General features: G+C 43.7%; 15 protein-coding genes and 1 riboswitch. All 15 genes read left to right on the top strand.

Features of this window, described 5'->3' with window-relative positions:
• Nucleotides 1–120 precede the first annotated feature (120 nt).
• The 15 genes from adhE to H8S07_RS08745 all read left to right on the top strand — a co-directional run bounded on the left by adhE (nt 121) and on the right by H8S07_RS08745 (nt 25,472).
• Complete coding sequence (gene adhE / locus H8S07_RS08815) at nt 121–2,736, top strand: bifunctional acetaldehyde-CoA/alcohol dehydrogenase (protein ID WP_021860211.1); 2,616 nt, start codon at nt 121–123, stop codon at nt 2,734–2,736.
• A gap of 640 nt (nt 2,737–3,376) precedes the next feature.
• Nucleotides 3,377–5,509, top strand: a complete 2,133-nt coding sequence (locus tag H8S07_RS08810; protein ID WP_186855893.1) for a PTS transporter subunit IIABC — start codon at nt 3,377–3,379, stop codon at nt 5,507–5,509.
• A gap of 59 nt (nt 5,510–5,568) precedes the next feature.
• Complete coding sequence (locus H8S07_RS08805) at nt 5,569–5,826, top strand: HPr family phosphocarrier protein (protein WP_021860209.1); 258 nt, start codon at nt 5,569–5,571, stop codon at nt 5,824–5,826.
• A gap of 48 nt (nt 5,827–5,874) precedes the next feature.
• The gene (gene ptsP / locus H8S07_RS08800; protein ID WP_186855892.1) at nt 5,875–7,512 is read left to right on the top strand and encodes a phosphoenolpyruvate--protein phosphotransferase; all 1,638 of its coding nucleotides are present in this window, start codon (nt 5,875–5,877) and stop codon (nt 7,510–7,512) included.
• A 46-nt stretch (nt 7,513–7,558) separates the two neighbouring features.
• Complete coding sequence (locus tag H8S07_RS08795) at nt 7,559–8,392, top strand: PRD domain-containing protein (RefSeq protein WP_118660972.1); 834 nt, start codon at nt 7,559–7,561, stop codon at nt 8,390–8,392.
• A 215-nt stretch (nt 8,393–8,607) separates the two neighbouring features.
• Nucleotides 8,608–8,792, top strand: a riboswitch (cobalamin riboswitch).
• A 155-nt stretch (nt 8,793–8,947) separates the two neighbouring features.
• Entirely contained in the window at nt 8,948–9,499 is a 552-nt protein-coding gene (locus H8S07_RS08790) for a DUF4430 domain-containing protein (RefSeq protein ID WP_021860205.1), read from the top strand.
• Nucleotides 9,492–10,382 (top strand): energy-coupling factor transporter transmembrane component T, encoded by an 891-nt coding sequence (locus H8S07_RS08785; protein WP_186855891.1) that lies wholly within the window; start codon nt 9,492–9,494, stop codon nt 10,380–10,382. The genes H8S07_RS08790 and H8S07_RS08785 overlap by 8 nt, the downstream gene beginning before the upstream one ends.
• Complete coding sequence (locus H8S07_RS08780; RefSeq protein WP_186855890.1) at nt 10,355–12,028, top strand: ABC transporter ATP-binding protein; 1,674 nt, start codon at nt 10,355–10,357, stop codon at nt 12,026–12,028. Before H8S07_RS08785 ends, H8S07_RS08780 begins: the two co-directional genes overlap by 28 nt.
• A 90-nt stretch (nt 12,029–12,118) precedes the next feature.
• On the top strand, nt 12,119–12,922 hold the full coding sequence (locus H8S07_RS08775) for an ECF transporter S component (RefSeq protein WP_186855889.1): 804 nt from the start codon (nt 12,119–12,121) through the stop codon (nt 12,920–12,922).
• Nucleotides 12,923–14,857 (top strand): DUF4430 domain-containing protein, encoded by a 1,935-nt coding sequence (locus H8S07_RS08770; RefSeq protein ID WP_186855888.1) that lies wholly within the window; start codon nt 12,923–12,925, stop codon nt 14,855–14,857.
• Between the two features lie 101 nt (nt 14,858–14,958).
• Nucleotides 14,959–16,023, top strand: coding sequence for a prenyltransferase/squalene oxidase repeat-containing protein (locus H8S07_RS08765; protein ID WP_186855887.1), 1,065 nt, complete (start codon nt 14,959–14,961; stop codon nt 16,021–16,023).
• Between the two features lie 34 nt (nt 16,024–16,057).
• Nucleotides 16,058–17,005, top strand: a complete 948-nt coding sequence (locus H8S07_RS08760; protein WP_021860198.1) for an AAA family ATPase — start codon at nt 16,058–16,060, stop codon at nt 17,003–17,005.
• Nucleotides 17,002–18,141 (top strand): DUF58 domain-containing protein, encoded by a 1,140-nt coding sequence (locus H8S07_RS08755; RefSeq protein WP_186855886.1) that lies wholly within the window; start codon nt 17,002–17,004, stop codon nt 18,139–18,141. The genes H8S07_RS08760 and H8S07_RS08755 overlap by 4 nt, the downstream gene beginning before the upstream one ends.
• A 76-nt stretch (nt 18,142–18,217) precedes the next feature.
• Nucleotides 18,218–20,398, top strand: a complete 2,181-nt coding sequence (locus H8S07_RS08750; protein WP_186855885.1) for a transglutaminase-like domain-containing protein — start codon at nt 18,218–18,220, stop codon at nt 20,396–20,398.
• A gap of 97 nt (nt 20,399–20,495) precedes the next feature.
• Entirely contained in the window at nt 20,496–25,472 is a 4,977-nt protein-coding gene (locus H8S07_RS08745) for an outer membrane protein assembly factor BamB family protein (RefSeq protein ID WP_186855884.1), read from the top strand.
• The last annotated feature ends 337 nt before the right edge of the window (nt 25,473–25,809 follow it).

The following is a 25,809-nucleotide window of genomic DNA, read 5'->3' as shown; positions in this document are numbered from 1 at the left end:
GTTTAAAAATTAACAAATATGTTAAAAAAATACCAAAAGTAATTGACAAAATATTAACGAGCATGTATAGTATGAAACATAGAAAGAAATCATATATACCATTTACAGGAGGATCAGAAGATGGCAAAGAAAAAAGAGACAGTACCAACAATCATTGATAGCGTGGAAACTCTTGAAGCAAAAATGAAAGCGATGAGAGAAGCACAGAAGATCTTTGCTACATACACGCAGGAACAAGTTGATAAGATTTTCTTCGAAGCAGCAATGGCAGCCAATAAAATGCGTATCCCTCTTGCGAAACAGGCAGTCGAAGAAACAGGTCGTGGAATCGTTGAAGATAAGGTTATTAAAAACCATTACGCAGCAGAATATATTTATAACGCATACAAGAATACAAAAACCTGTGGCGTGATCGAAGAAGATAAAGCATATGGAATTAAGAAGATTGCAGAACCAATCGGACTGGTTGCGGCAGTTATTCCTACAACAAACCCGACATCAACAGCAATTTTCAAAACACTGATCTGCTTGAAGACAAGAAATGCAATCATCATTAGTCCACATCCGGCAGCTAAGGCATCTACAATTGCAGCAGCAAAAGTTGTTCTGGATGCGGCAGTGAAAGCAGGAGCACCGGAAGGAATCATCGGATGGATCGATACACCTTCACTGGAGCTGACGAATACCGTTATGAGAGATGCAGATATTATTCTTGCAACCGGCGGACCTGGAATGGTAAAAGCAGCATATTCTTCCGGCAAACCGGCACTCGGAGTTGGAGCTGGTAATACACCGGTTATTATTGATGACACAGCAGATGTGAGGATGGCAGTAAACTCCATCATTCATTCTAAGACATTTGATAATGGTATGATCTGTGCATCTGAGCAGTCTGTAACTGTACTGGACAGCATTTATGATGAAGTAAAGAAAGAATTTGCATACCGTGGATGCTATTTCCTGAAACCAGGCGAAGAGCTTGATAAAGTTCGTAAGACAATCATCATCAACGGCGCATTGAACAATAAGATCCCTGGAAAGTCTGCTTACGAGATTGCAAAACTGGCAGGTGTAAAAGTTCCGGAAAATACAAAGATCCTGATCGGTGAAGTAGAATCCGTTGATATTTCAGAAGAATTTGCACACGAGAAATTATCTCCGGTACTCGCAATGTACAGAGCAAAGACATTTGATGAGGCACTTGGAAAAGCAGCTCAGCTTGTAGCTGACGGTGGATATGGACATACAGCTTCTTTATATGTGCATCCGGCACAGACAGAAAAGATTGCAAAGCATGCAGCAGCAATGAAGACATGCCGAATCCTTATTAATACACCATCTTCACACGGTGGAATCGGTGATCTGTACAACTTCAAACTTGCTCCGTCCCTCACACTTGGATGTGGTTCATGGGGTGGAAACTCTGTATCAGAGAACGTAGGCGTAAAACATTTGATCAACATTAAGACGGTAGCTGAGAGGAGAGAGAACATGCTGTGGTTCAGAACACCTGAGAAAGTATACTTTAAGAAAGGCTGTATGCCGGTAGCACTGGATGAACTTGGAACCGTAATGCATAAGAAAAAGGCATTTATCGTAACCGACAGCTTCTTATATAAAAATGGATATGTAAAACCGATTGAAGAGAAACTGGATGAGATGGGAATTCAGCACACATGCTTCTATGAAGTAGCACCGGATCCGACATTACAGTGTGCACAGAAAGGTGCAGACCAGATGCGCGCATTTGAGCCGGATACGATCATCGCACTCGGTGGTGGATCTGCAATGGATGCCGGAAAGATTATGTGGGTGATGTATGAACATCCGGAAGCAAACTTTGAAGACATGGCAATGGATTTCATGGATATCCGTAAGAGAGTATTTACATTCCCGAAAATGGGAGAGAAGGCATATTTCGTAGCAATTCCTACATCTTCTGGAACAGGATCTGAGGTGACACCTTTCGCGATCATCACAGATGCAGAGACTGGTGTAAAATGGCCGATTGCTGACTACGAATTGCTTCCGAATATGGCAATCGTAGATGTTGACAATGCAATGACAGCCCCAAAAGGGCTGACAAGTGCATCCGGTATTGATGTTATGACACATGCGATCGAGGCATATGTATCTATCATGGCAACAGATTACACGGATGGTCTTGCTATGAAAGCAGTGAAAATGGTATTTGAAAACCTGCCATCTGCTTATGAAAACGGAGCAAATGATCCGATTGCAAGAGAACATATGGCAAATGCTTCCTGCATGGCTGGTATGGCATTTGCAAATGCATTCCTTGGACTGAACCACTCAATGGCTCATAAATTAGGAGCGTTCCACCATCTGCCACATGGTGTTGCAAACGCAGTTATTTTAACAGAAGTTATGCGATATAATGCAGCAGAAGTACCGACAAAGATGGGAACATTTTCTCAGTACCAGTATCCACACGCACTTGCCCGCTATGCAGAGCTTGGACGTTTCGCAGGATGCCAGGGAAATACAGATGAAGAAGTATTTGAAAACTTCCTTGCAAAACTGGAAGTACTCAAAGAGAAGATCGGTATCAAGAAGACGATCAAAGACTATGGTATCGATGAGAAATACTTCCTTGATACATTAGATGAGATGACAGAGCAGGCATTTAACGATCAGTGTACAGCAGCTAACCCAAGATATCCACTGATGAAAGAAATCAAAGAAATGTATCTGAAATGCTACTATGGTAAATAAAACTGTAGTAAATAAGAACAAATAACGGTAGTCAGCCGGGATGTGAATTTTGTATGTGATTTCTATAAAATTCATATTCCGGCTTTCTTTACTTTTCAAGGTCGTGCTGTGTTGCTATAATTGACATATACCTGCCGCTGACCGGAGCGTCAGTTTCAACTGTAAGGCTGAGGGACAGCGCCAATTTTATGGCAGAAAGTCAACGCCGGTGAAGTCCTTTACATCCGTTGCCGTTCCTGGCAGGAGGCGACTTCTTATGAACTATCTGTAAAGAAAACAGAGAAGAAGCTGGATACCACAAATTATGAGCACGCCAAAGCTGTGCGCAGTACAACAAAGGTGAGTCGGGATGTAAATTTTGTATGTGATTTCTATAAAATTTACATCTTGACTTTCTTTTTTTGATATGTTATAAATATGACATACATGGTGTGTAACTGAGTAAGCAGGCATTAACTGTGCATAAGTATTTTGATATTTATGTAGGGGTAATGTCTTTTTTTTGCTGTATATATGATACTTTGTTTTTCTTGCATAAACCTCTCTGAAAAGATGCCCACTCGCGCGAAGCGGGGAATTCTCCTATATAAATGTTAAAAACGGATACACTATAACAAGAAACTAAAGGAGAAGAAAAACTATGAAAGACAAAATTTTCGGAGTTTTGCAGAGAGTAGGAAGATCCTTCATGCTTCCGATCGCAATTCTTCCGGTAGCGGGACTGCTGCTCGGGCTTGGTGGATCGTTCACCAATGAAACAATGTTGAAAACGTATGGACTGATGAAGATTATGGGACCGGGTACGGTGCTGAACTTGATCCTGCAGGTTATGAGTGCAGCCGGAAATATTATTTTCACGAATCTGCCGGTGATTTTTGCAATGGGTGTTGCAATCGGTATGGCAAAGAAAGAGAAAGAAGTTGCAGCACTTGCATCTGTAATCTCATTTTTTATCATGCACGCTTCCATCGGGGCACTGATTACGGCAAACGGTGGAGCAGACGCGATGTTAGAAGGAGCAGTTGCAGATGTATGTGGAATCACTTCCCTGCAGATGGGTGTGTTCGGTGGAATTATCGTAGGGCTTGGAGTTGCGGCGCTGCATAACCGCTTTTATAAGATCGAACTTCCGCAGGTGTTATCATTCTTTGGCGGAACGAGATTTGTACCGATCATTTCCGGTCTGGTCTATGTAGGAGTCGGAATTTTAATGTTCTTTGTATGGCCGGTGATCCAGTCTGGTATTTACCACATCGGAGATCTTGTTTTGAAATCCGGATATGCAGGAACATGGGTTTACGGATTTATGGAGCGTCTGCTGATCCCGTTTGGATTGCATCACGTATTCTACCTTCCATTCTGGCAGACCGGTGTAGGCGGAACATTAGAGGTGGCTGGAAAAACTATCGAAGGTGCGCAGAATATTTTCTTTGCACAGCTTGCAGATCCGTCTGTAAAACATTTTGCAGTATCCGCGACAAGATTTATGAGTGGAAAATTCCCACTTATGATCTTTGGATTGCCGGGAGCCGCGCTTGCAATGTATAAGACAGCAAAACCGGAAAAGAAGAAAGCAGTTGCAGGTTTATTATTATCCGCAGCCCTGACTTCTATGCTGACAGGAATTACAGAGCCACTGGAATTTACATTCTTATTTGTTGCACCGGTGCTGTATGGAATTCACTGTGTATTCGCAGGACTTGCTTATATGCTGATGCACGTCTTTAAAGTCGGTGTCGGAATGACATTCTCCGGTGGACTGATCGATATGTTCCTGTTTGGAATTTTACAGGGAAATGAAAAGACAAACTGGATCTGGATTGTGATCGTCGGAGTTGGATATTTTATCGTTTATTATTTCTTGTTTAGTTTCCTGATCAAGAAAATGGATTTGAAAACACCGGGACGTGACGATGTGGAAGAAGTAAAGCTTTATACGAGAGCAGATGTCAACGCAAGAAAAGAAGGTGCAGCAGCAAATCCAGAGGATGCAGTATCAGAAGGAATTCTTGTAGGACTTGGTGGAAAGAAAAATATTTCTGACGTAGACTGCTGTGCGACAAGACTTCGCTGCACAGTTTATAAACCGGAGCTTGTACAGGATAGCATTTTGAAAGCGACAGGAGCTTCCGGAGTGGTTCATAAAGGAAATGGAGTGCAGATCATTTACGGACCGAAAGTTACAGTGATCAAGTCAAACTTTGAAGACTATTTAGAAACAGCACCGGACGAAGAAATCGTTCCGCAGGCAGAAGAAGTTGCTGCAACAAAGGAAGAAAATACAACTGCAGAAAATGAAACAAAAGAAGTAAAAGAGACAATTATCGTGTCCAGTCCGATCACAGGTCTGGCAGCCGACCTGTCTACTGCACCGGATGAAGGATTTGCCGGACGCATGATGGGAGATGGAGCAGTTGTGACACCGGAAAATGCACAGATTGTTGCGCCGGAGGACGGAGAAGTCGTGTTTGTATTTGATACGAAACATGCAATTGGATTTTTAACTGACAGTGGCTTATCTTTATTGCTTCATATCGGAATTGATACAGTAAGCCTGAACGGTGAAGGCTTCCAGGTATTTGTAGAAAATGGACAGAAAGTGAAAAAGGGCGAAAAACTGATGGAAATTGATATTGATTTTCTGAAAGCACATGCCCCGTCTCTGTGTTCGCCGGTCCTTTGTACAGAACTGGACGATAATGACAAGGTAAGACTTCTGGCAGAAGGCGAGATCAAAGCCGGAGAACCATTATTTGCAATAGACAGATATTAAGAAACCCGTTGGAGGATCCAACATTATATAAAGAAAAATGAAAAAAGGAGATTAAACAAATGAAAGAATTTATGTACACAGTAAAAGACGAACAGGGAATCCATGCAAGACCGGCAGGAATGCTTGCGAAAGAGGCAAAAAAATACGAAAGTAAGATTACGATTTACAAAGATGAAAAATCTGCAGAAGTTACAAGATTGATGGCTTTAATGGCACTGGGAATCAAATGCGGACAGGAAGTACGTGTGACAGCAGAAGGACCGGATGAAGAAGCGGCAGCAGATGGAATCAAAGCATTTTTGGAGGCAAATCTGTAAAAGTTTGCAGAATGCAAAAGAGTGGAAAATATCGTTGAGGTAAAAACTATGGCACAGGAATATAAAGGGAAACCGGTATTCAAGGGCATTGCCCTTGGACCGGTTACAGTCCTTAAAAAACAGGATGTACAGGTAAAAAGAGAAAAAGCAGGGGATCCGGAATCGGAGATTAAAAAAGTAGAAGAAGCAGTTGAGACATCGAAAGAACAGCTTCAGCATTTATATGAAAAAGCATTAAGTGAGGTTGGTGAAGCGAGTGCGGCAATTTTTGAAGTGCATCAGATGATGCTGGAAGATGAAGATTATCAGGATGCCATCCGCAATATGATCCGTACAGAAAGAGTCAGTGCTTCTTATGCCGTCGCAGTGACAGGTGATAATTTTGCAGAGATGTTTGCGGCAATGGATGATGATTACATGCAGGCAAGAGCTGCGGATGTCAAAGATATTTCTAATCGTCTGGTTGAGAATTTAAATGGAAACAGCATAGGAATGGAAGCAGGAGAGGAAGCATCTATTATTGTTGCAGATGATCTTACGCCGAGTGAGACCGTGCAGTTGGATAAGGAGAAAATTCTTGGATTTGTAACTGTACATGGCTCTTCCAATTCCCATACAGCAATTCTTGCGAGAATGATGAATATTCCGGCAATGATCGGAACAGAAATGGATCTGGATAAACTGGAAAATGGAATGACCGCTGTCCTGGATGCGTTTGCAGGAACATTTATCACAGAGCCGACAGAAGAACAGTGTGTGGCTGCAAAGGAAAAGATGCAGGAGGAAGAGGAAAAAGAAGCACTTCTGCAAAAATACAAAGGAAAAGAAACCTGTACGAAAAATGGAAAAAAAGTACATCTGTATGCAAATATCGGAAATGTGGGCGATATTCCTTCCGTACTGGAAAATGATGCAGAAGGTGTGGGCCTGTTCCGGAGTGAGTTTTTGTATCTGGGAAGAGAAGATTTTCCGACGGAGGAAGAGCAGTTTCGTGCATACCGTCAGGTATTACAGACAATGGCGGGAAAGAAAGTGATTATCCGTACACTGGACATTGGAGCAGATAAACAGGTGGATTATTTTGGACTGGGTGAAGAAGAAAACCCGGCAATGGGATATCGTGCCATCCGTATCTGCCTGAAACAGCCGGAAATCTTCAAAACACAGCTTCGTGCACTTCTTCGCGCAGCGGTATATGGGAACTTGTCTGTGATGTATCCAATGATTACATCGGAAGAGGAAGTTGCCAAAATCCAGAAAATTGTAAAAGAAGTAGAAAACGAATTGACAAAAAAGGGAGTTCCATATCAGATTCCGGAACAGGGAATTATGATTGAAACACCGGCAGCAGTGATGGTCAGCGACGAACTGGCGCAGATGGTTGATTTCTTCAGTATCGGAACGAATGATCTGACGCAGTATACGATGGCAATCGACCGTCAGAATGCAAAGCTGGATGATTTTTATAATGCCCATCACAAGGCAATTATCCGTATGATCCGAATGGTGACAGAAAATGCGCACAAACATGGAAAATGGGTTGGAATCTGCGGTGAGCTTGGCGCAGATCTGGAATTGACGGATACTTTTATGGAAATTGGCGTGGATGAACTTTCCGTAGCACCGTCTATGGTGTTAAAACTTCGAAAACAGATTTGTGAATATGAAGGATATATGTTAGACTAGGAATAGTGAAGGAAATCTGTCAAAGGCAGATAAAGGTGGGGAAAACATGTATCGTATTAGCAAAGTGTTAAATCACAATGGTGTGATCGTAATTGACCTGAATGATCAGAAAGAATATGTTCTACTCGGGAAGGGAGCAGGATTTGGAAGAAAAATCGGTGAACGGATGGAGAAACCGGAAACCTGCACCGTTTATTCCCTGCAGGAAACATCTTCTAAAGGTGACGCGGCAGATTTGATCAAAAGTGTAGCACCGGAGTATTTTCAGATGGCGAATCAGATCCTGAATGCAGCGGAGGAACAATTTGGAAAAGTAGACAGAAGTATTTTATTCCCGATGGCAGATCATATTGCATTTGCTGTAGAGCGAATTAAACGCGGTGAGCAGATATCGAATCCATTGACGGAAGATATACAGGCTTTATTTTACAGTGAATTTAAGATTGCCTGCATGCTGAAAGAGATGCTGAAAAAGGAAAAAAATATAGAGATCGATGATGATGAAGTTGGTTATGTGGCGCTTCATATTCATTCTGCGTTGGAAGAGGAGTCGGTTTCTGTTTCGATGCAAATGGCGAGAGCTGTGCGAGAGTGTGTATCCCTGATTGAAGAAAAGAAAGGTATCCATATTAATATTATTTCACTGAGTTATAACCGTCTTATGAATCATGTCAAATATATGGTGGCAAGAGCGCTTAACGGAGAATCTTTGAAAATTAACATGAATGATTATGTAGAGTATAAGTTTCCAGAATCATATGCACTGGCGAAGACTGTCTGTGAACATATGAGCAAGGCGCTCCGGGTAACTCTGGAAGATATGGAGATCGGTTATCTTGCCATGCACATTGAGCGTGTGAGCATGGGTGAGGAATCATAATATAGGAATAATAAAAAGCAGAAGGCAGCCTGTCCGGTGGGCAGGAAGTCCTTCTGCTTTTTGTTATCTCGTCTCTGTTGCCATAGCAGCCGGAGAAAAGTGTCGGTGGCAGGAACTGTGGTGTGCTTGACAAACACAGGCAGGGATAGTAAGATTCATATGGATTAACAGAATGAAAATGGTCGTCTGTACAGATGCAGGAAAATACAGAAGCCCGAACAGATTTTGCAGTGGCTTATTATATTTTTCAAGGAACATGCGGTGAGATTCCGCCACAGACTTTATCCCTACTGTAATCAGGACGAAAGCGTCAGATCCATTGAGAACGAGAGGTTCTTGAGAAGGGACGTGAGTAGGTTGGAACTGCGAGACAGGATACAGGTATCTGGAGATCATAAAAGAGAAGTCCGGAGGCATGAAGACGGAGGCTTATTTTTTATACTTATTTATAATAGTTTATAACAGGTTAGAAGGTCTGATTCTGAATGAGTTTGTTTGTAAGCAGAGGAGGCAGGCAGATATATTGAGGATAAAAAGTAAGAACAAGGTGGAAAAATGATAAAAATAAAACAGAAATTGTGGAAAATCACAGCGATATTGAGCGTTTGTCTGCTGCTGGCAGGATGTGCACAGGAGACACCGGACAGAGCCGGATCTTCAAAGATCAGTGAAGAAAAGATGGATGTATCTGTGGAAATCCGTTGTGATACGGCGATTAAAAAGGGTCTGACAAAACAGAAAAAGTGGAAAGGTGTGTTGCCGAAAGATGGCTGCATGCTGAAAAAGGAAAAAATGCAGGTGAAGAAGGGCAGTTCCGTGTTTGATCTGCTCTGCGAAGTGCAGGATGCCAAAGGAATACAGATGGAATATTCCGGCGGCAAAAAGACAGCCTATATTCAGGGAATCGGCAACCTGTATGAACAGGACGGTGGACGTTGGAGCGGTTGGATGTACAGTGTGAACGGCAAATATGCAAAAGTAAGCTGTGGTGAATATACATTAAAAGATGGCGATGAAGTGCAATGGAATTACAGTTGTGATCTTGGTGCTGATCTGAAAGGAACCGATAAAGAGAAAGCAAAAGAGTGGAAGGAAAAGAATGAGTAGTTTTGAAGAATTACACCCGGCATGTTTATTTTCATATTTCGTGGCAGTGATGGTACTGTTTTTTCTCTGCCATCATCCGCTGACAATGGTGCTGGCGTGTGCATGTGCACTGTTTTTTCTATATAATATAGAAGGAAGACGTGCATTTTCGTGGTGTAAATGGATGCTTCCAGTTGTGCTTTTTATAGCGGTTGTCAATCCGCTTCTGAATCACAGAGGTGTGACACGGTTATTCAAACTTGGAAATCAGTGGATCACACTGGAAGCGTTTGGGTATGGTTTGACATCGGGCTTGTCGATGGCGGCGATTATTTTATGGTTTGCCTGTTATCAGAAAGTGATGACAAATGATAAATTTCTTTATCTTTTTGGGAAAATTGCTCCATCCAGCGCACTCCTTATTACAATGGCATGGAATTATATCCCGGATCTGACTAAAAAAATGAAAGAGATCCGTGACAGTCAGAAGATGTTAAAAGGAATGGAAGAAGAGCGCGGGTGGAAACAGATACTTTCACGGACAAAGGACGCACTGCAAACAGTTACGGTACTGCTTGGGTGGAGCCTGGAAAATGTAGTGGAGCAGGCGGATTCTATGAAAGCAAGAGGTTACGGACTGCGAAAAAGAACAACATTTCATCTGTTCCGGTTTGAACAAAAAGATATTTTCTTTTCAGGCATAGTGGGTGTAATCGTGATTTTTTGTTTCGTACTTCGGGGCATGGGATGTATGACGATGGAATTTTACCCGCAGATACAAAGTGGAGGAAGCAAAAAAGCAAATATTTTGTTTCTTGTTTTATTTTTGATACTTCTCGGAATCCCGGGACTGATACAATGGAAGGAAGAAAAAGCATGGAACTCTTACGATTTGAAGGGGTAGGTTTTACTTATCCGGAAGCGGAACAAAAAGCGTTAGATGAACTTACCTTTTCGATGGGAGAAGGAGAGTTTCTTGTTGTGTGCGGGGCATCCGGATGTGGAAAGACAACACTTCTGCGGATGGCGAAACCACAGATGCAACCGGCAGGAAAATTTGCAGGAGATATTTATTATAAGAATAAGCCATTGCAGGAGTTTGACGAACAGATCAGTGCATTTCGCATTGGGTATGTGCAGCAGAATCCGGACAATCAGATCGTGACGGATACGGTGTGGCATGAATTGGCATTTGGACTGGAAAATGCGGCATTGCCGGTACAGACGATCCGCCGGCGTGTGAGTGAGATGGCGAGCTTTTTCGGCATGGAGACATTGTTTCACAGAAAGACATGCGAATTATCCGGTGGACAGAAGCAGATGTTAAATCTTGCCTCTGTGATGGTGATGAATCCGGAACTTCTGCTCCTGGACGAGCCGACCAGTATGCTGGATCCTCTGGCGGCATCTAATTTATTGCAGATGGTTCACAAGATCAATCGGGAGCTGGGCGTTGCGGTACTTTTGTGTGAACACCGGCTGGAAGAAGTATTTCTGATGGCAGACCGTGTCCTTTTGATGGAAAATGGAAAGAAAAAAGCACTGAAAACACCGCAGAAGCTGGCAGAGATGCTGAGCTTTTCAATGGAAGAGGAGAACAATGAGCATACATCAAGAATCTATGAAGGACTTCCGGCAGCAGTACGGATATTTAAGGAATTAAAGAAAAGAGGAATCTATGACAGTGGGAAGCCGTTGCCACTTACAATTCGGGATGGCAGACTTGCTCTGGCGGAGGTGCTGACTGACAGATGTAATAGACAGTCTGATATGAAATATAGCGGAACAAGAAAAGCAGATAAAAAAGATTCACACATCGTCCTGCGTGCGAAGGAAGTCTGGTTCCGGTATGAGAGAAGCGGAGTGGACATTTTAAGGAGTCTGGATCTGTCTTTATATAAAGGAGAAATGTTTGCTCTTCTTGGCGGGAACGGAGCTGGGAAAAGCACATTATTAAAAATACTGACCGGAATTATAAAAGAGCGGCGAGGCAGAGTAATCCGGGAAAAGGGAGAACGTATTGCCATGCTCCCGCAAAGTCCGCAAGTACTTTTCCAGTATGATACTGTATGGGAAGAACTTCTGGAAAGTGCCGGACAGGATGTAGAACGTGCGAAAGAAATGGCAGAATTTCTGGAGCTTTCAGATAAGATTTCCATGCATCCATATGACTTAAGCGGAGGTGAGATGCAGAGGGCGGCACTTGGAAAGTTACTGCTTCTGGATGCGAAGATACTGCTTCTGGATGAGCCAACAAAAGGTCTGGATGCATATCTTAAGAAGAAACTTGCAGGCTTACTGAAGAAATTGACACAGGGTGGCATTGCGATTCTCCTTGTAACACACGATCTGGAATTTGCGGCAGCTTATGCCGATCGATGCGGTTTATTGTTCGACGGTCAGGTGATCTCCGAAGGAGAGCCGCACGCATTTTTTGCGGGAAACCGTTTCTACACAACAGCGGCAAACCAGATTGCCGGGAATGAAATTCCGGAGGCGATTACGTGCGAGGAAGTTGTGCGTGCGGTATTATCACATATGGAAATTTGAAAACGCATAAGTTTATAAAAAATAATATACATTTGCAGTCTTTGCAGTTACCGGCAAAGAGAACAGAAATCAAGGAGAGGAGGACCCCGTATGCAGAAGACAAAACGAAGAAGTGACATAGCAGCAATTTTCACATGTCTGTTGCTTATTATTTCGCTTATTTGCTATACATGGATGATGCGTACGCCTTCGTTCCTTTCTTTAAAAGCAGGAAAGCCGTTCCTGAACTGGATCATGCAAAATTCAGATCTGGCGCTGGCAGTGCTGTTTCTGATTCTGACATCGGTACCGTTCTATCTGACATTTGATAAAAGAAAAGCACAGGCGAGAGATCTCGTGCCGGTTGCTCTGATGGCGGCAATGTGCGTAGTGGGAAGAGCGGCATTTTCCATAGTACCACTTCCGAATTTCAAGCCGGTGACGGCGATCGTGATGATCACGGCGATTGCATTTGGTGCGAAAGCAGGATATCTTACCGGTGCGCTTGCGGCGCTTTTGAGTAATTTTCTGTTCGGGCAGGGACCGTGGACACCGTGGCAGATGTTTTCATGGGGGATGATCGGTCTGGTGACCGGACTTCTGTACCGGATCGGTATATTTGGTACAGTAGGACAGGTGCAGACAGATGAACATGGAAAGAGAAAGAAACCAGTCCGGCTGTGTGTGTTCGGATTTTTCTGCGGAATTGCTTATGGCTGGTTTATGAACCTTCAATATATTATCGGATATGTAGATCCGATCAACTGGAAAACAATCGGACTTGCCTATGCACAGAGTTTGTATTTTGATATCAGTCATGGAGTGTGCACGGCGCTTGTGCTGTATCTGGCAGCAGAACCGTGGACGCGAAAACTAATGAGGATCAGAAGAAAATTTAGTCTGGGAGAGAAATAAATGGATAAGAAACGAATAAAAAAACTGTTGACAGGTATCCTTCCGTTTCTTCTGATTGTTGCACTTTTGTGGATGCTGCCGGGGCGGACTGTGAAACCGAATAATCCGATTTCGGATAAGACAACAAAGTTAAAGACGAATTTCGGAACCGGCGGTCAGTCAGGTAAGAAAAAAGAACAGTTAAAAAATGGAACCGATGACAAAGCGCAGAAGAACGGAAATGGTTCCGGGACGAAGACGCAGGAGATGTCAAAAGAGAACACCACACAGAAGAAACAGAAAAAGACAAAGAAATCTTCTGGTTCAAAAGCGCAGAAACAGCAAGGAAACCAGGAGACAAAGGGTGATAATGGCAAACCGGACGATAAAGTTCCGGGGAAGAATCCGAATGGAGATAATGATGCAGACAGTGGAAAACATAATCTGAAAAAGCCGGATAACGGAGATAATACCGGAAACAAAGACGGGAAACTGGTGACGGATCTTTACAGCCGGACAATCACTTATTCGGAGCTTACAGAAGATAAGCTGGATTTTTATGCATATTATTCGAAGTCTGATGTAGACGCGAAGATAAAAGTAAATTACAAGCATGAGAATGATACCGGCAACGGAACCTGGCTGAAGTCAGAAAATCAGAAAGATTATCAGGCAACATTAAAGCATGGTAAAAATGTTATTACCATTTACTATACGGATGAAAAAGGAAACCGTGACTGGGTGCAGGCAGTGGTCGATTATGAGGCAGATAAGGCAGATAAAAATAATCCGACAGTAGGAAAGCATCCGCCATTGATAGAGACAAATCTGGATGACGGATTAAATACGATCCATACATCGGAATTTACATTTACAGTCAGTGCGAAAACATGGGAAGAAAAACGTATTTATTCGAATGCGATCCGTGTAATCATGGATGGAAAAGAAGTGACAAATCCGACCGGCAGTGGTGTATATGAATATGAATTACAGTTTAAACGTCCGAATGTGGGCGATACTTCCGACCATGTGATCACAGTGCTTGCGTGGGACAAAGACGGCAATTCCAAGTATGTGGAATATAAGCTTCGCTACCAGTATCATAATAAAGATGAGAAAATCGGAAGCGTTTCGGTTGTTATTGACGCGACAACCGTGGAATGTGGCGTTGTAGAAGAAGGAACGGTAGATGTAAAAGCCGGAGATACGGCGGCAGAAGCGGTGCTGAAAATGCTGGATGATTACGGGTATGCTTATAATTCCGGCGGTTCTGTAAAACAGGAATTTTATCTGAGCAGCATTGCCCGCGCGGATGCATTTAAAGGTTGTAAGATTGGAGAACGACTGGAAAAATTGCTGAAGCGTGATGGTATTACGTTTACTTCGCCGGGCTCCAGAGACCGGCTGAGCGAATTTGATTTCACAAGAGGTTCGGGATGGTTGTATTTCATAAACGGAAGTTACTGCCCGGGTAAGGCAATGTCTGCATGGAAGTTAAACGGTGGAGAGAAGATCGTGCTCCGCTATACAGTTGCTTATGGAAAAGACGTCGGTGTGACAGCGACAACAGAAGGAACATTATCCGGTTATTGTGCAGTCTGGAGAGACGGCGAGATTATTGAACAGGGACACAGTTATAAAGAGACATCCCGCGTGGAGCCTACAGCGACGAAAAATGGATATGTAGAGTATACATGTAAGCGGTGTGGCGAGACAAAGCGGGAAACACTTCCGGCGACAGGAAACTCTGAGAAACCGGATAGACCAGGTTCTACAGATAAGCCAGATTCATCAGACAAACCGGGTTCCACAGATAAGCCGGGCTCCACAGACAAGCCGGGCTCCACAGATAAGCCGGATTCATCAGACAAACCAGGTTCCACAGATAAGCCGGATTCATCGGATAAGACGCAGCCGACAGATAAAGAAGAAACAACTGCAGATACACGAAAGTGAGAAAATGAAAAAACCAACAATTTCTGATACGCCAAACAAAATAGGGGAAACAGAAAATTAAGAGATCACAGAGAATAAAAGTCTCTGCCAGGGAGAAGAAGATGAGAAAATATGGAAAACGCCTGCTTGCAGGAATCCTTGCATTTACACTTGCTGTTGGAAGTGCCGGATGTGCAAAGGAAGAGACGCAGGTAAAAAAAGATTTGAAATCGCAGATTGCACAGAGCGCGGAAAGTCTGGATACATTTTACGAATCACAAGAAAAATCTGTCCTGCTGGATGAAAGTACGCTCCCGGCGGGAGACGGAACGAGCGACTGGACGGCGGTTGCGCTGACATTCTCGGGAAAAGCAGACAGCAAAGTGCAGGCGGCATATTTGAATCGGCTGCAGAAGTATGTCGAAAAAGCATATGAGCGGGGCGGCGGTTTAAGTAAAGTAAAGGCAACCGAATATCACCGGATCGCACTTACGATGCTGGCGCTTGACGGGAATCCGGAAAAAGTGAAAAACGCATCCGGGAAAGTGATCGATCTTGTTGCGGACGGAACCTGGAATTTTACGAAAGGCGATCCGGGAATCCAGGGCGCAAATGGACTGTGCTATGCATTGCTTATGCTGGATGCCGGAGATTATAACAATCCAAAGCAGCCGGAGCTTAGAAAGAAGTTTATAACAGAGCTTCTGGAGTATCAAAAAGAAAGTGGTGGTTTTTGTATCGACAACAGTCTGGATCCGGAAGTAGATATAACAGCTATGGCGGTGCAGGCACTTGCACCTTATTATAAAGAAGACAAATGCAAGAAGGAAAAACTGGATGCGCAGAAGATGAAAGAAAGTATCGATGCAGCAGTAAAATGGCTTGCTGCGCAGGAGTCTGACGATGCAGAATTTCTATATGATAATATTGCAAGTTCTGAATCCATTTCCCAGGTGATCCTTGCACTGTGCGCACTAGAAAGAGATCCGGGAAAGGATGAGACATTTACGAAAAAAGAAAGCACACTGTTGGACGCGCTTGCAAAGTTCCGTAAAGAGGATGGCATATATATGCATGAAAAAGCGGACGAAGAAGGAAGTGCGATGGCAACGTATCAGGCAATGATCGCTTTGGAAGCGGTACAGAAATTGCGGACAGAGAAGAAATGGATTTTTGATTTTAAATAAAATGCAGAAGGATAGCAGGGAGAAAGGAACAGATATGCACGATAAAATAGTACAGATACAGGAAGAAGTGAAAAAAGCCATTGTCGGAAAAGATGATGTCATAGAGAAAGTTCTGATCGCAGTACTGGCACAGGGACATGTGCTGTTGGAGGATGTGCCGGGAACCGGAAAAACAACACTTGCGACAGCATTTGCGAAGGCGCTTGGCCTGGATAATAAGCGTATCCAGTTTACACCGGACACGATGCCGTCTGATATTGTCGGATTTTCTGCTTATGATATGCAGACGGGAGAATTGCAGTATAAACCGGGCGCGATCATGACAAATCTTCTGCTGGCAGACGAGATCAACCGTACGTCCAGCAAGACACAGGCAGCGCTTCTGGAAGCAATGGAGGAAAAACAGGTGACAGTGGACGGCGTCACGAGAAAACTGGAAGAACCATTTATTGTTCTTGCGACCCAGAATCCGGTCGGTACAGCGGGTACTCAGAAACTGCCGAATGCACAGCTTGACCGTTTCCTGATGAAACTGAAAATGGGATATCCGGATCGTGCCGGGCAGATTGAGATGATGAAAGACAGACATCACGCCAATCCGCTGGATGATGTGCAGCCGGCAGTGGATATTCCGGAACTTCTCGGACTGATCGGAGAGGTGCAGAACATCTATGTGGATGATCTGATTTACAATTATATTTCAGAACTTGTTGAAGCGACGAGAACACAGGAAAATATTCAGCTTGGCTTAAGTCCGAGAGCGGCGCTTGCAGTATGCCGGAGCGCGAAAGCATGTGCATTTATCAAAGGACGGGATTATGTGATACCGGCAGATGTGCTGGAAATCTTTGCACCGGTATGTGTGCACAGACTGTTGCTTTCCGCCAAAGCCAGACTGCATGAACAGTCTGCGGAGTTTGTCTTAAAAGAACTGACAGAACAGATTCCGGGACCGGAGATAAAGGAGTCAGTGATTCAATGAGAAAACAAAGGATCAAAGGAATGATCAGCTGGATATTTGTGCTGGCGGTACTTGGAACAGTTGTATTTTTTCGTGACAGTGCCATAGCATTTTATTGCGTGGTGTTCTGGTTTCTGATTCCGTTTATAAGCACAGCTTTGAATCTGTACATAAGAAAGAATCTGAAAATGGAGATTTTCTGCCCGGCGTCTGCCGAAAAAGGAAAAGAACAGTCTGCGGATATTTTTGTTGAAAACAGAGGAAAACTTCCGGTATTTCATAGTTTTGTCAGAGTACAGATGAAAAACAGGCTGACGAAAGAAATGACGGAACAGGATATTGAGATTCCGACAGTGACAGAGAAACAGACAAAAGAAAGTTTTTCCTTTCGCTCAGATTATTGCGGTTATCTGACGATGAAGGTAACCGGAGTTTTTCTGATGGACTGGCTTGGTTTTCTTGCTGTCCGCTGTAAAGAGAACGGGACACAGTCTGTGGCAAAAACGGTTGTACTGCCGGATACATTTGTACCGCAGATAGTTTTAGAGCCGGCAGCCGGAAGTACAGAGGATGCCGAAGAATGGTCGCCGTTCCGGAAAGGAAACGATCAGACCGAGACGTATGCGCTCCGCGATTATGCACCCGGTGACAGCCTGCGGCAGATCCACTGGAAATTATCATCAAAGAGAGGGCAGCTTATCATAAGAGAGCCGAGCCTTCCGGAAATAAAAACATTGCTTTTGTTCTGGAATAAGGAAGGACAGGCAGAAGCAGGAGAAATGGATACGATGGCAGAAGTTGTTTCATCTGCTGCTCAGATGATCTGGGAAATGGGTGAGACATTTACACTTGGATGGCAGCAGAATGAGGAGAGCTGTTATATGCCGGTCGGAACAGAGGAAGAACTGCAGCGGGCGATCGCGCAGATGTTAAAAGGAGAATTTCCGGTGGAAGAGCAGACGCAGAATACATATGCGAAAGTGATTGTTTTTGGAATGGAAAATCAGGAAGAAGGAAATCTTCCGGATGAGCTGAAAGAAACGCAGGTGACAGAGGTGCTCTGCGCCAGAGAACCGGAACGAAGAATTGCGGAACCGGGCAGGATCATCTACTGCGCCGGAACTTACAGAGAAGATCTGATAAGAATGGAATTATAAAGAACAGATCACAAAGAAGAGATTATAAGAAACAGTTTGTAAAGAACAGCGTGTAAAATGCAGGAAGGATGTTATATTGGCAGGACTTTATATCACAAAGAAAAAACAGAATAAGAAAGCCATTTCTGACAACTGGTGGTTCGCAGGGCTCAGCATAATCCTGCTTCTTACAGCGCTGGTAAAGAGAAAGGCTGTGAAAAATGGTTTCAGCAGACAGGGAAATGTCTGGAGAGCATTTCTCACAGGAAAGACAGGGAAAATCTGGCTGGATTATCCGGTGCATGGAAAAGCAGGAAGTGTATTGGCAGCAGTTCTTCTTGCAGTACTTCTCGGAATGTTGCTTTTTGTTCTTGTGAAAAAGAAAAGAACAGGAATGCTCCTTGTGGTCTGGACAATCTGGATGGCAGGATATGGAATCGGATTTTTCCGGAAAAGATGGGGACTGTTTGCAGGAACACTCTTTCTTGCCATATATTTTGCGTGCCGTTCCGGTATGGCAGGAGATAGTTTACGAAAAAGATTCTGGAAGAACAGGATAGCACTTGCAGGTGCGTTGGTGCTGATATCCGGCATCTGCCTCGCAGGGAGTGGAATCGTAAAAGAAATACTGGAACGTACAGGTGCAGATACGCTCAATGCCGGACATGCAAGGTTGGAACTTGCAGGAAAAATACATGCCATGCGTTACGATCGTGGAGAGACTGCGCTGACAGAGGGTGTGCTTACGGATGTAAAACAGCGGACACAGAGTAAAAAGACAGCGCTTCTTGTCACGATGGAGCATCCGCAGAAACTTTATCTCAGACAGATGACCGGGGAAATCTATACAGGGAGTTCCTGGGAGCCACTGGATGCGAAAGATCGAAAAGAAGGAAAAGCTTTATTTTACTGGATGCACAGATCGGGCCTCTATGGACAGAACGTAACGGGCGAGGCACTTGGACTTTTCGGTAAGAAAAAAACAGCGTCCGTGATAGTTGAAAATGTATCGGCATGCGAGAAAAACAGGTATTTACCATATGGTTTGAAAGCAGGAACCGCTTTTGCGGAAGATGTGATCGGAGATACAGAAAATCCGGCGCAGACCGGAAAAGAGAAACTGACATACTACACCGGAAGTACGGCGGACTGGTACAAACAGGCAGTCTGGATTGAAAAACACCAGAAGGAGCAAAAAGTACAGCAGTATCTTAAGAAGGAAGAGGCATACCGGAAATTTGTCTATGCAAAAGATCTCCGCCTTACGAACACGGCGATCGGCGTGATGGAAGAACTTCTGAAAAATGAAAAAAAGGAAGAACATTCGCTGACAGAGATCTTAAAGCTGGTGAAGGATACTTTGGCGAACCAGTTGAATTATAATGAAGCTGTACGAACAGATAATGGCAAACAGGATTTTCTGCGCTATACGTTTGAGCAGACAAAAAATGGATATGATGTACACTATGCGACAGCAGCTACATTGATGCTTCGCTATCTCGGAGTACCGGCGCGTTATGTGGAAGGTTATTATATGTCCGTAGATGAGATGAGAAATGTGAAAGCCGGACAGCCGGTGAAAATTAAGAAAAAACAGGCGCATGCGTGGACAGAATATTATCTGGACGGTGTTGGTTGGATCCCGTTTGAAGTGACACCGGGTTATACAGATAAGGAAGATGAGCAGAAATTATCAGACATCCTGTCAGGCACAAACGGAAAAGGCGGAGCAGCAGGAAAATTATATCAGAAAAGCGGACAGACCTACGAGCCGCGAAAAGCGGACGGTCAGCAGGAGAAGAGTTCGAATGACAAACCTGTATTCCGTGGACAGACCGGGAAACATCTTCTGTGGCTGTTTCTTCTGATTCTGGTGCTTGTTATTGTGGGAATCAGCGTTATCATTTTATGGAAGAGAAGAAAAAAATTAGTTTCTTTTGAAATAGAAGTCAGTAAGATGGAACCAGCGGCAGCAGTTGCGGAATTGTATGGCTACAGTCAGAAGCTTATGGAACTGTGCGAGGTGAAAGTCTGTGGCATGGAAGTGCCGGTGGCAGGTTTTGCAGGTGCAACGGAGGCTGACGAAACATGTGCGCAGGCAGAAAGCGAACGGATGCATTTCCTTAATCAGAAAGCGAGATTCAGCGGGCATACCGTAAGCGAAAAAGAAAGAAAGGAAATGCTTGCTTATGTGGAAAAAGTGATTTGTCTTTGTAAGAAACGAAGGAGTAAATGGAAATGTTTCCGGGATCATTATCTGTGCTGGAGATACAGATAAAGCTGGCAAAATGAGCTGGCTGATTCAAAAAGTACAGCAGGATAGCCAGAGAATATTTGAACAGAAACAAACGAGATAAGAAGGAAGGAGAATGCGCATGAAAACGAAACAGTGGAAACGATTACTTGCGGGAATACTATGTGTGACGATGGTAAGCGTCAGTACGGGGCCGGTTGTGTATGCGGCGGATGAGAGCACCACGCAGAGCAGTTTTGCAAAGGAAAGTTATGAGCAGGAAAGTTCTGCAAAAGACAGTCAAATGCAGAGTGAACCAGACGGTGCAAAAAAGCAGACGGCAGATTTGACAGAACAGAAAGAAGAAACCGCGAAGAGAGCAGGAAGTTTCGTTCTGGCAGCATCCGGTAAAAATGAGAATCTGATCTTGCCAGTATATGTAACGTATGAGGCAGGAGATACCATCTGGACGGCTTTGCAGAAAAGTGGATACAAATTCGAAAGAAGTGTAGATGACAGCTTCGTAAAGAAAATAGAAGGGAAAGCGGGAAACTATTGCGTGTTCTGCGACGACGGCAGTTATGATCTGGATGCGTCACCGGAAGACATTCAGGTAGTAGAATTTACTGAGATGACAGAATATGCAAAAAGCAGAAGTGCGCTGCTTTTTCGCATGGCAGAATACGAGAAGATGACGAATCATGTGCAGAAAGATCCGGCATGTGCGAAGGCATATGACAATGCAAGAAAAATGTACCGCAATGCCGAAGAGGATGTAGCGGCGTCTCTTTTAAAAGAATTGAATAATGCAATTGCCGCATATGAAAAATATCTGAGTGCGGCAGCCGTAAAGATCACGGTAAATGCGACGCAGGACGGGAAAACACAGAAGAATCTGACGCTTAAGTTTACAGATGCGTATGACAATACCGTTACGGCAAAAGGGACAACGATCAGTTTAAGACCCGGAACATACAGCTATGAAATATCCGATGGCGGTTATAACAGTTATGAAAACGCAGACGGAAAAGAGTTGAAGATTACAAAAAGTATGACCATTCAGGCGGAACTTCCGTCCGGGAAATGGTTTAGCGATGTGAAATTACTGAAAAGCCGGACAGATGCAGATGGAAAAAAACAGGCATATGCATATGAAACGGATGCGGATGGGCACAGCGTAACCTGTGAGGTGGACGACCGTGCCGGGGAAAATGAAAAGGTATACCTCTATGCAGAGCGTGGCCAGGATCTTCCGGACAGGGAAAATGCATCAGCAGTCCTCTCCTGGCGGGAAATAAAGGAAGATACGCAGGATTCGGAGCCATCCGCAGAGAGAGAAACCATTGCGTGGGAAAGTGAAAAGAACGATTGCACTTCCGGTATAAAAGAAGGAATGACTGGTGGAAAACTTCAGTTGGAAGCACGTTATACGGTGAAAAACTCTTCCGGCACAAGTGGTGTGCAGGTGCAGAAATACCAGGTGACGTTTGAACGTGTCCCGACCGCAGACATTTCGCTGAAAGATGCAAAAGGTCGTGCGCTGAATCTGGGATTTGAGCCGGATATTACAGAATATGAGACAGATACAGTCAGCAGTAAAGTATCGGTAGAAACGAAAACCTATGGAACGGACGGCTACAGCGTGACGGTAAAAAATGGAGATACTGTTTCGGAAGATGGAAACTGTAATCTTTCCAAAGGCACAAATTCGGTTACTGTGACAGTTGCCCACACGAATGGAAAATCGCGTACCTATCATTTCAAAGTAAATCTGGTTGAAAAAGTACCGGTAACGCTGAAAACACCAGATGGTGTGAAAGCAGTCATTGTAGATGCAAAAGATAAAGAGATCGAACCGGAAGAGGATGGAACGTATGCATTGATTCCGGGCGCTTCCTACTCTTACATTGCATCAAAGGATGATACCTATTTTGCAAAAGAGACATTTCAGGTGAAAGCGGTTGCGGACGGCACAATGACGGTGACCGCCACAGAACCGGAAGAAAAAGACGGACTTGCGGGATTCGCAATGTACAATGCTGCTATGGGTAACAGACGGGAAGTATTTACACCGGAGCAGGAATTTGAATCCGGTCGGCATATGTACCAGTACGCGGTACCGGATGCAAACAGTGCCATTTATGTACAGGCGAATACGCAAAATGATTATCAGGTGAAAGCTGTCTGGACAAAACAATCCGATGGAACCCAGGCAGAGCAGACAAGAATTGCAGCAGTAAATACAAGCAAAGGAGCAACGGTGCTGGGGCATGTGATCGAAGCGTGTGCGTATGGAAATACAGTGACGATCGTCACTTACAAAGAAATATCCGGTGTGACTTATTACCAGAATTATGAAATGAATATCCGGCGTTCTCTGCATTTAAAGTCATTGAAAGCATCAAACGCTTCCGGAGATCTTACATTTGTAAATGCAAATGGAACGGCAGAGGCGTTTGACCGGGAAATTTATGAATATCAGGTAAATGTTGCAAAAGGAACGAAATCTGTACACCTTTCCGGAAGTTTCCTGAATGAAGAAAATGGAAACTGGTATGATGGCGGCTATTATGCAGTCATTGGCGATAAGATGTATTCGGATCTGTCGGATATAGAAGTCCCAATTTCTGAAAATGGAGAAGATGAGGAGATCAAAATCCAGGTTGCGCATGCGAATCTGGATACCGTGCAGAATACATACACGATCTGTGTGAAGAAAAAAGAACCGGTTCAGGTGACATTTCAGGTAGATCCGGAAGATGCAAATATTTTCATTCAGAATGAGACGGATCATACTACTGTTTATACGGAAAATGGAATCTGTGAACTGTTGCCTGGAACACCGTATTCCTATACGATTACAAAAAATGGTTACAAGGCAGTCAGGGTGACAGATTTCCGTGTGGAGGAAGATATCAAAGTTCCGGTCACACTGGAAGAAGCGCCGGAAAATACAGAAATTAAAGATTTGAATTCTCAGTGGCCGAGTTTCCGGGATGAGAATAATAACGTAGTCTTAGATGAGAAGACACCGGTCAAAGCAGAAGACAGCGTTCTCTACTGGGCAAATAAAGATGATTTTGACGGTTACTGCGGACATCCGATTCTTGTAGACGGATATCTGTACACATATGACAGTAAGAATCTGCTGAAAATGGATACGATAACCGGAAAACTGGTGAAACGCGGAGGTGCGCTTGCAAGACCTTCTTCCTTTGCAATCCAGCCACCGACTTATGCGGACGGAATGATTTTTGTCGGACTCAGCCAGGGAACGATCCAGGCATTTAATGCAAAGACAATGGAATCGCTGTGGGTTTATGAAGATCCGCTCGGCGGACAGCCGAACTGCCAGATTACGTATAAAAATGGATATATTTATACCGGTTTCTGGAATTCAGAGACAGCAGAAGCGAATTATGTATGTATTTCGGCAGCAGACGAAGATCCGTCCCAGACAAATGAAAAGAAAGTGGCAACCTGGACACATACCGGAAAAGGCGGCTACTATTGGGCAGGAACTTACACAGATGAGAGTGGAAAATTCCTGCTGCAGGGAACGGAAGACGGAGAGAGTGGTTACAAGAGCGGATATGCACATGTGTTCTCCATGAATCCGAAAAATGGAAAAGTGATCGATGATCTGACCTTGCCGTTTACCGGAGATATCAGATGTAACATTGTAAAAGACACAGAAGGGGACAACCCGACGGGTGATTATTATTTCACATCAAAATCCGGTTATTTCTATCGTATTTCCGTAAATGCGGACGGAACGTTTGACAAAGATTCGCTGCGGTGGATCAAGCTGGAGAACAGCAAAGGCTCCGATCTTACAATGAGTACCTCAACACCGACGGTTTACAATGGAAGAGCATATGTAGGCGTGTCGGGATCAGAACAGTTTGGTGCATACAGCGGACATGGAATCGCGGTGCTGGATCTGAAAACAATGTCGATTGCATATGTTGTACCGACGCAGGGATATCCGCAGACGAGTGGTGTTCTGACAAGAGCATATGAGAAAGAGACCGGAAAAGTGTATGTCTATTTCTTTGATAATTACACACCGGGGAAACTCCGTGTGATCTCTGATGAACCGGGACAGACGGAAGCCACTGATCTGGAGCAGGAAACTGATAAAGGAAATACATATGATGTAGGAACTGTGCTTTTTACACCGTCTGATGCGCAGGCGCAGTATGCACTCTGCAACCCGATCGTGGACGAGTACGGAACTTTATATTTCCGCAATGATTCCAACCATATGATGGCGCTTGGAGCGACGATCAGTAAACTGGAAGTGACAAAGCAGCCGAAGAAGACATCTTATAAAGAAGGAGAAAAATTCGACCCATCCGGTATGCAGGTTATAGCGACTTATACGAACGGAAAGACGAGAGATGTGACAGAATATGTCAGCTACTCAGAAGAATCTCTTACACCGGATGATACGGATCTTACAATCACATTCCCATATGTGAAATATCAGAACAGAGACGGACAGGCAGGGTGTGATTACACAGCGCCGATCACAAGCGTTTCACTGGATATTTCCAAAAAAGAACCGGAAGTAGAGCCGGAAAAAGAGGTCATACAGGAAAAAAATGTAACTCTTGCGAAAACAAGTTATACATATAATGGAAAGGTGCAGAAGCCAACCGTGAAGGCGAAAAATGCCAAAGGGCGGATCGTTGCAACGAGTAACTATACCGTATCCTATGCATCTGGACGAAAAAATGTCGGAAGCTATAAAGTGACTGTAAAATTCAAAGGTGATTACAAAGGCACGGTCACAAAGATATTTCAGATTGTGCCAAAGGGAACGAAGATCACAACTTTGAAAGCCGGAAAGAAAAGCTTTACAGCAAAATGGAGCAGACAGAAAACCCAGACAACCGGTTATCAGTTTTCTTATACAACGGATAAGAAATTTAAAAAATCAGTAAAGACCATAACGATATCTAAGAATACAACAGTGCAGAAAACAGTGAAAAAATTAAAATCTAAGAAGCTGTATTACGGAAAAGTACGCACATACAAAACTGTGAAAATAAACGGAAAGACAACAAAGCTGTATTCAGGATGGTCATCTTACAAAAAAGTAAAAACAAAATAGTAGAAATATGAAACAAAATATTGTATCATTATGAAATGAATAAAAAAGAGAATAAGAAAGGTCAGTGCGTCCGGGATGATTGATAAAGAAATCCCCCGGCAGTGGAATGAGGTGAGAAGCCTCGCGAGACGGTCACTGTGAAGTCTGGAAATTATAATATGAAATTTTTACCATTATAATACACAGACTAAGTCAGATACACGGAGTGCTGCATCCTTGACTTTGCCCAATCCGAAGTTGAAACATTAGATAAAAGATTTGTTATGCTGTAAGAAGAAAAACAAATGTTTTTCTTGTGTGTGCATATAACCGGCTTTTGAATTGGGTGATTCAGGAG

This window comes from Dorea hominis, assembly GCF_014287705.1.
In the GTDB taxonomy this organism is placed as follows: Bacteria; Bacillota; Clostridia; order Lachnospirales; family Lachnospiraceae; genus Dorea_D; species Dorea_D hominis.
Note: the sequence above shows the minus strand (reverse complement) of the source record. Positions and strands in the feature narration are given on the sequence as shown.

Bases quoted from the DNA above. Each gene is read 5' to 3' on its own strand.
- H8S07_RS08805 (WP_021860209.1), top strand. From the start codon at position 5,569: ATGAAAGAATTTATGTACACAGTAAAAGACGAACAGGGAATCCATGCA.
- H8S07_RS08790 (WP_021860205.1), top strand. From the start codon at position 8,948: ATGATAAAAATAAAACAGAAATTGTGGAAAATCACAGCGATATTGAGC.
- H8S07_RS08810 (WP_186855893.1), top strand. From the start codon at position 3,377: ATGAAAGACAAAATTTTCGGAGTTTTGCAGAGAGTAGGAAGATCCTTC.
- H8S07_RS08770 (WP_186855888.1), top strand. From the start codon at position 12,923: ATGGATAAGAAACGAATAAAAAAACTGTTGACAGGTATCCTTCCGTTT.
- adhE (WP_021860211.1), top strand. From the start codon at position 121: ATGGCAAAGAAAAAAGAGACAGTACCAACAATCATTGATAGCGTGGAA.
- H8S07_RS08745 (WP_186855884.1), top strand. From the start codon at position 20,496: ATGAAAACGAAACAGTGGAAACGATTACTTGCGGGAATACTATGTGTG.
- ptsP (WP_186855892.1), top strand. From the start codon at position 5,875: ATGGCACAGGAATATAAAGGGAAACCGGTATTCAAGGGCATTGCCCTT.
- H8S07_RS08795 (WP_118660972.1), top strand. From the start codon at position 7,559: ATGTATCGTATTAGCAAAGTGTTAAATCACAATGGTGTGATCGTAATT.
- H8S07_RS08755 (WP_186855886.1), top strand. From the start codon at position 17,002: ATGAGAAAACAAAGGATCAAAGGAATGATCAGCTGGATATTTGTGCTG.
- H8S07_RS08760 (WP_021860198.1), top strand. From the start codon at position 16,058: ATGCACGATAAAATAGTACAGATACAGGAAGAAGTGAAAAAAGCCATT.
- H8S07_RS08765 (WP_186855887.1), top strand. From the start codon at position 14,959: ATGAGAAAATATGGAAAACGCCTGCTTGCAGGAATCCTTGCATTTACA.
- H8S07_RS08785 (WP_186855891.1), top strand. From the start codon at position 9,492: ATGAGTAGTTTTGAAGAATTACACCCGGCATGTTTATTTTCATATTTC.
- H8S07_RS08775 (WP_186855889.1), top strand. From the start codon at position 12,119: ATGCAGAAGACAAAACGAAGAAGTGACATAGCAGCAATTTTCACATGT.
- H8S07_RS08780 (WP_186855890.1), top strand. From the start codon at position 10,355: ATGGAACTCTTACGATTTGAAGGGGTAGGTTTTACTTATCCGGAAGCG.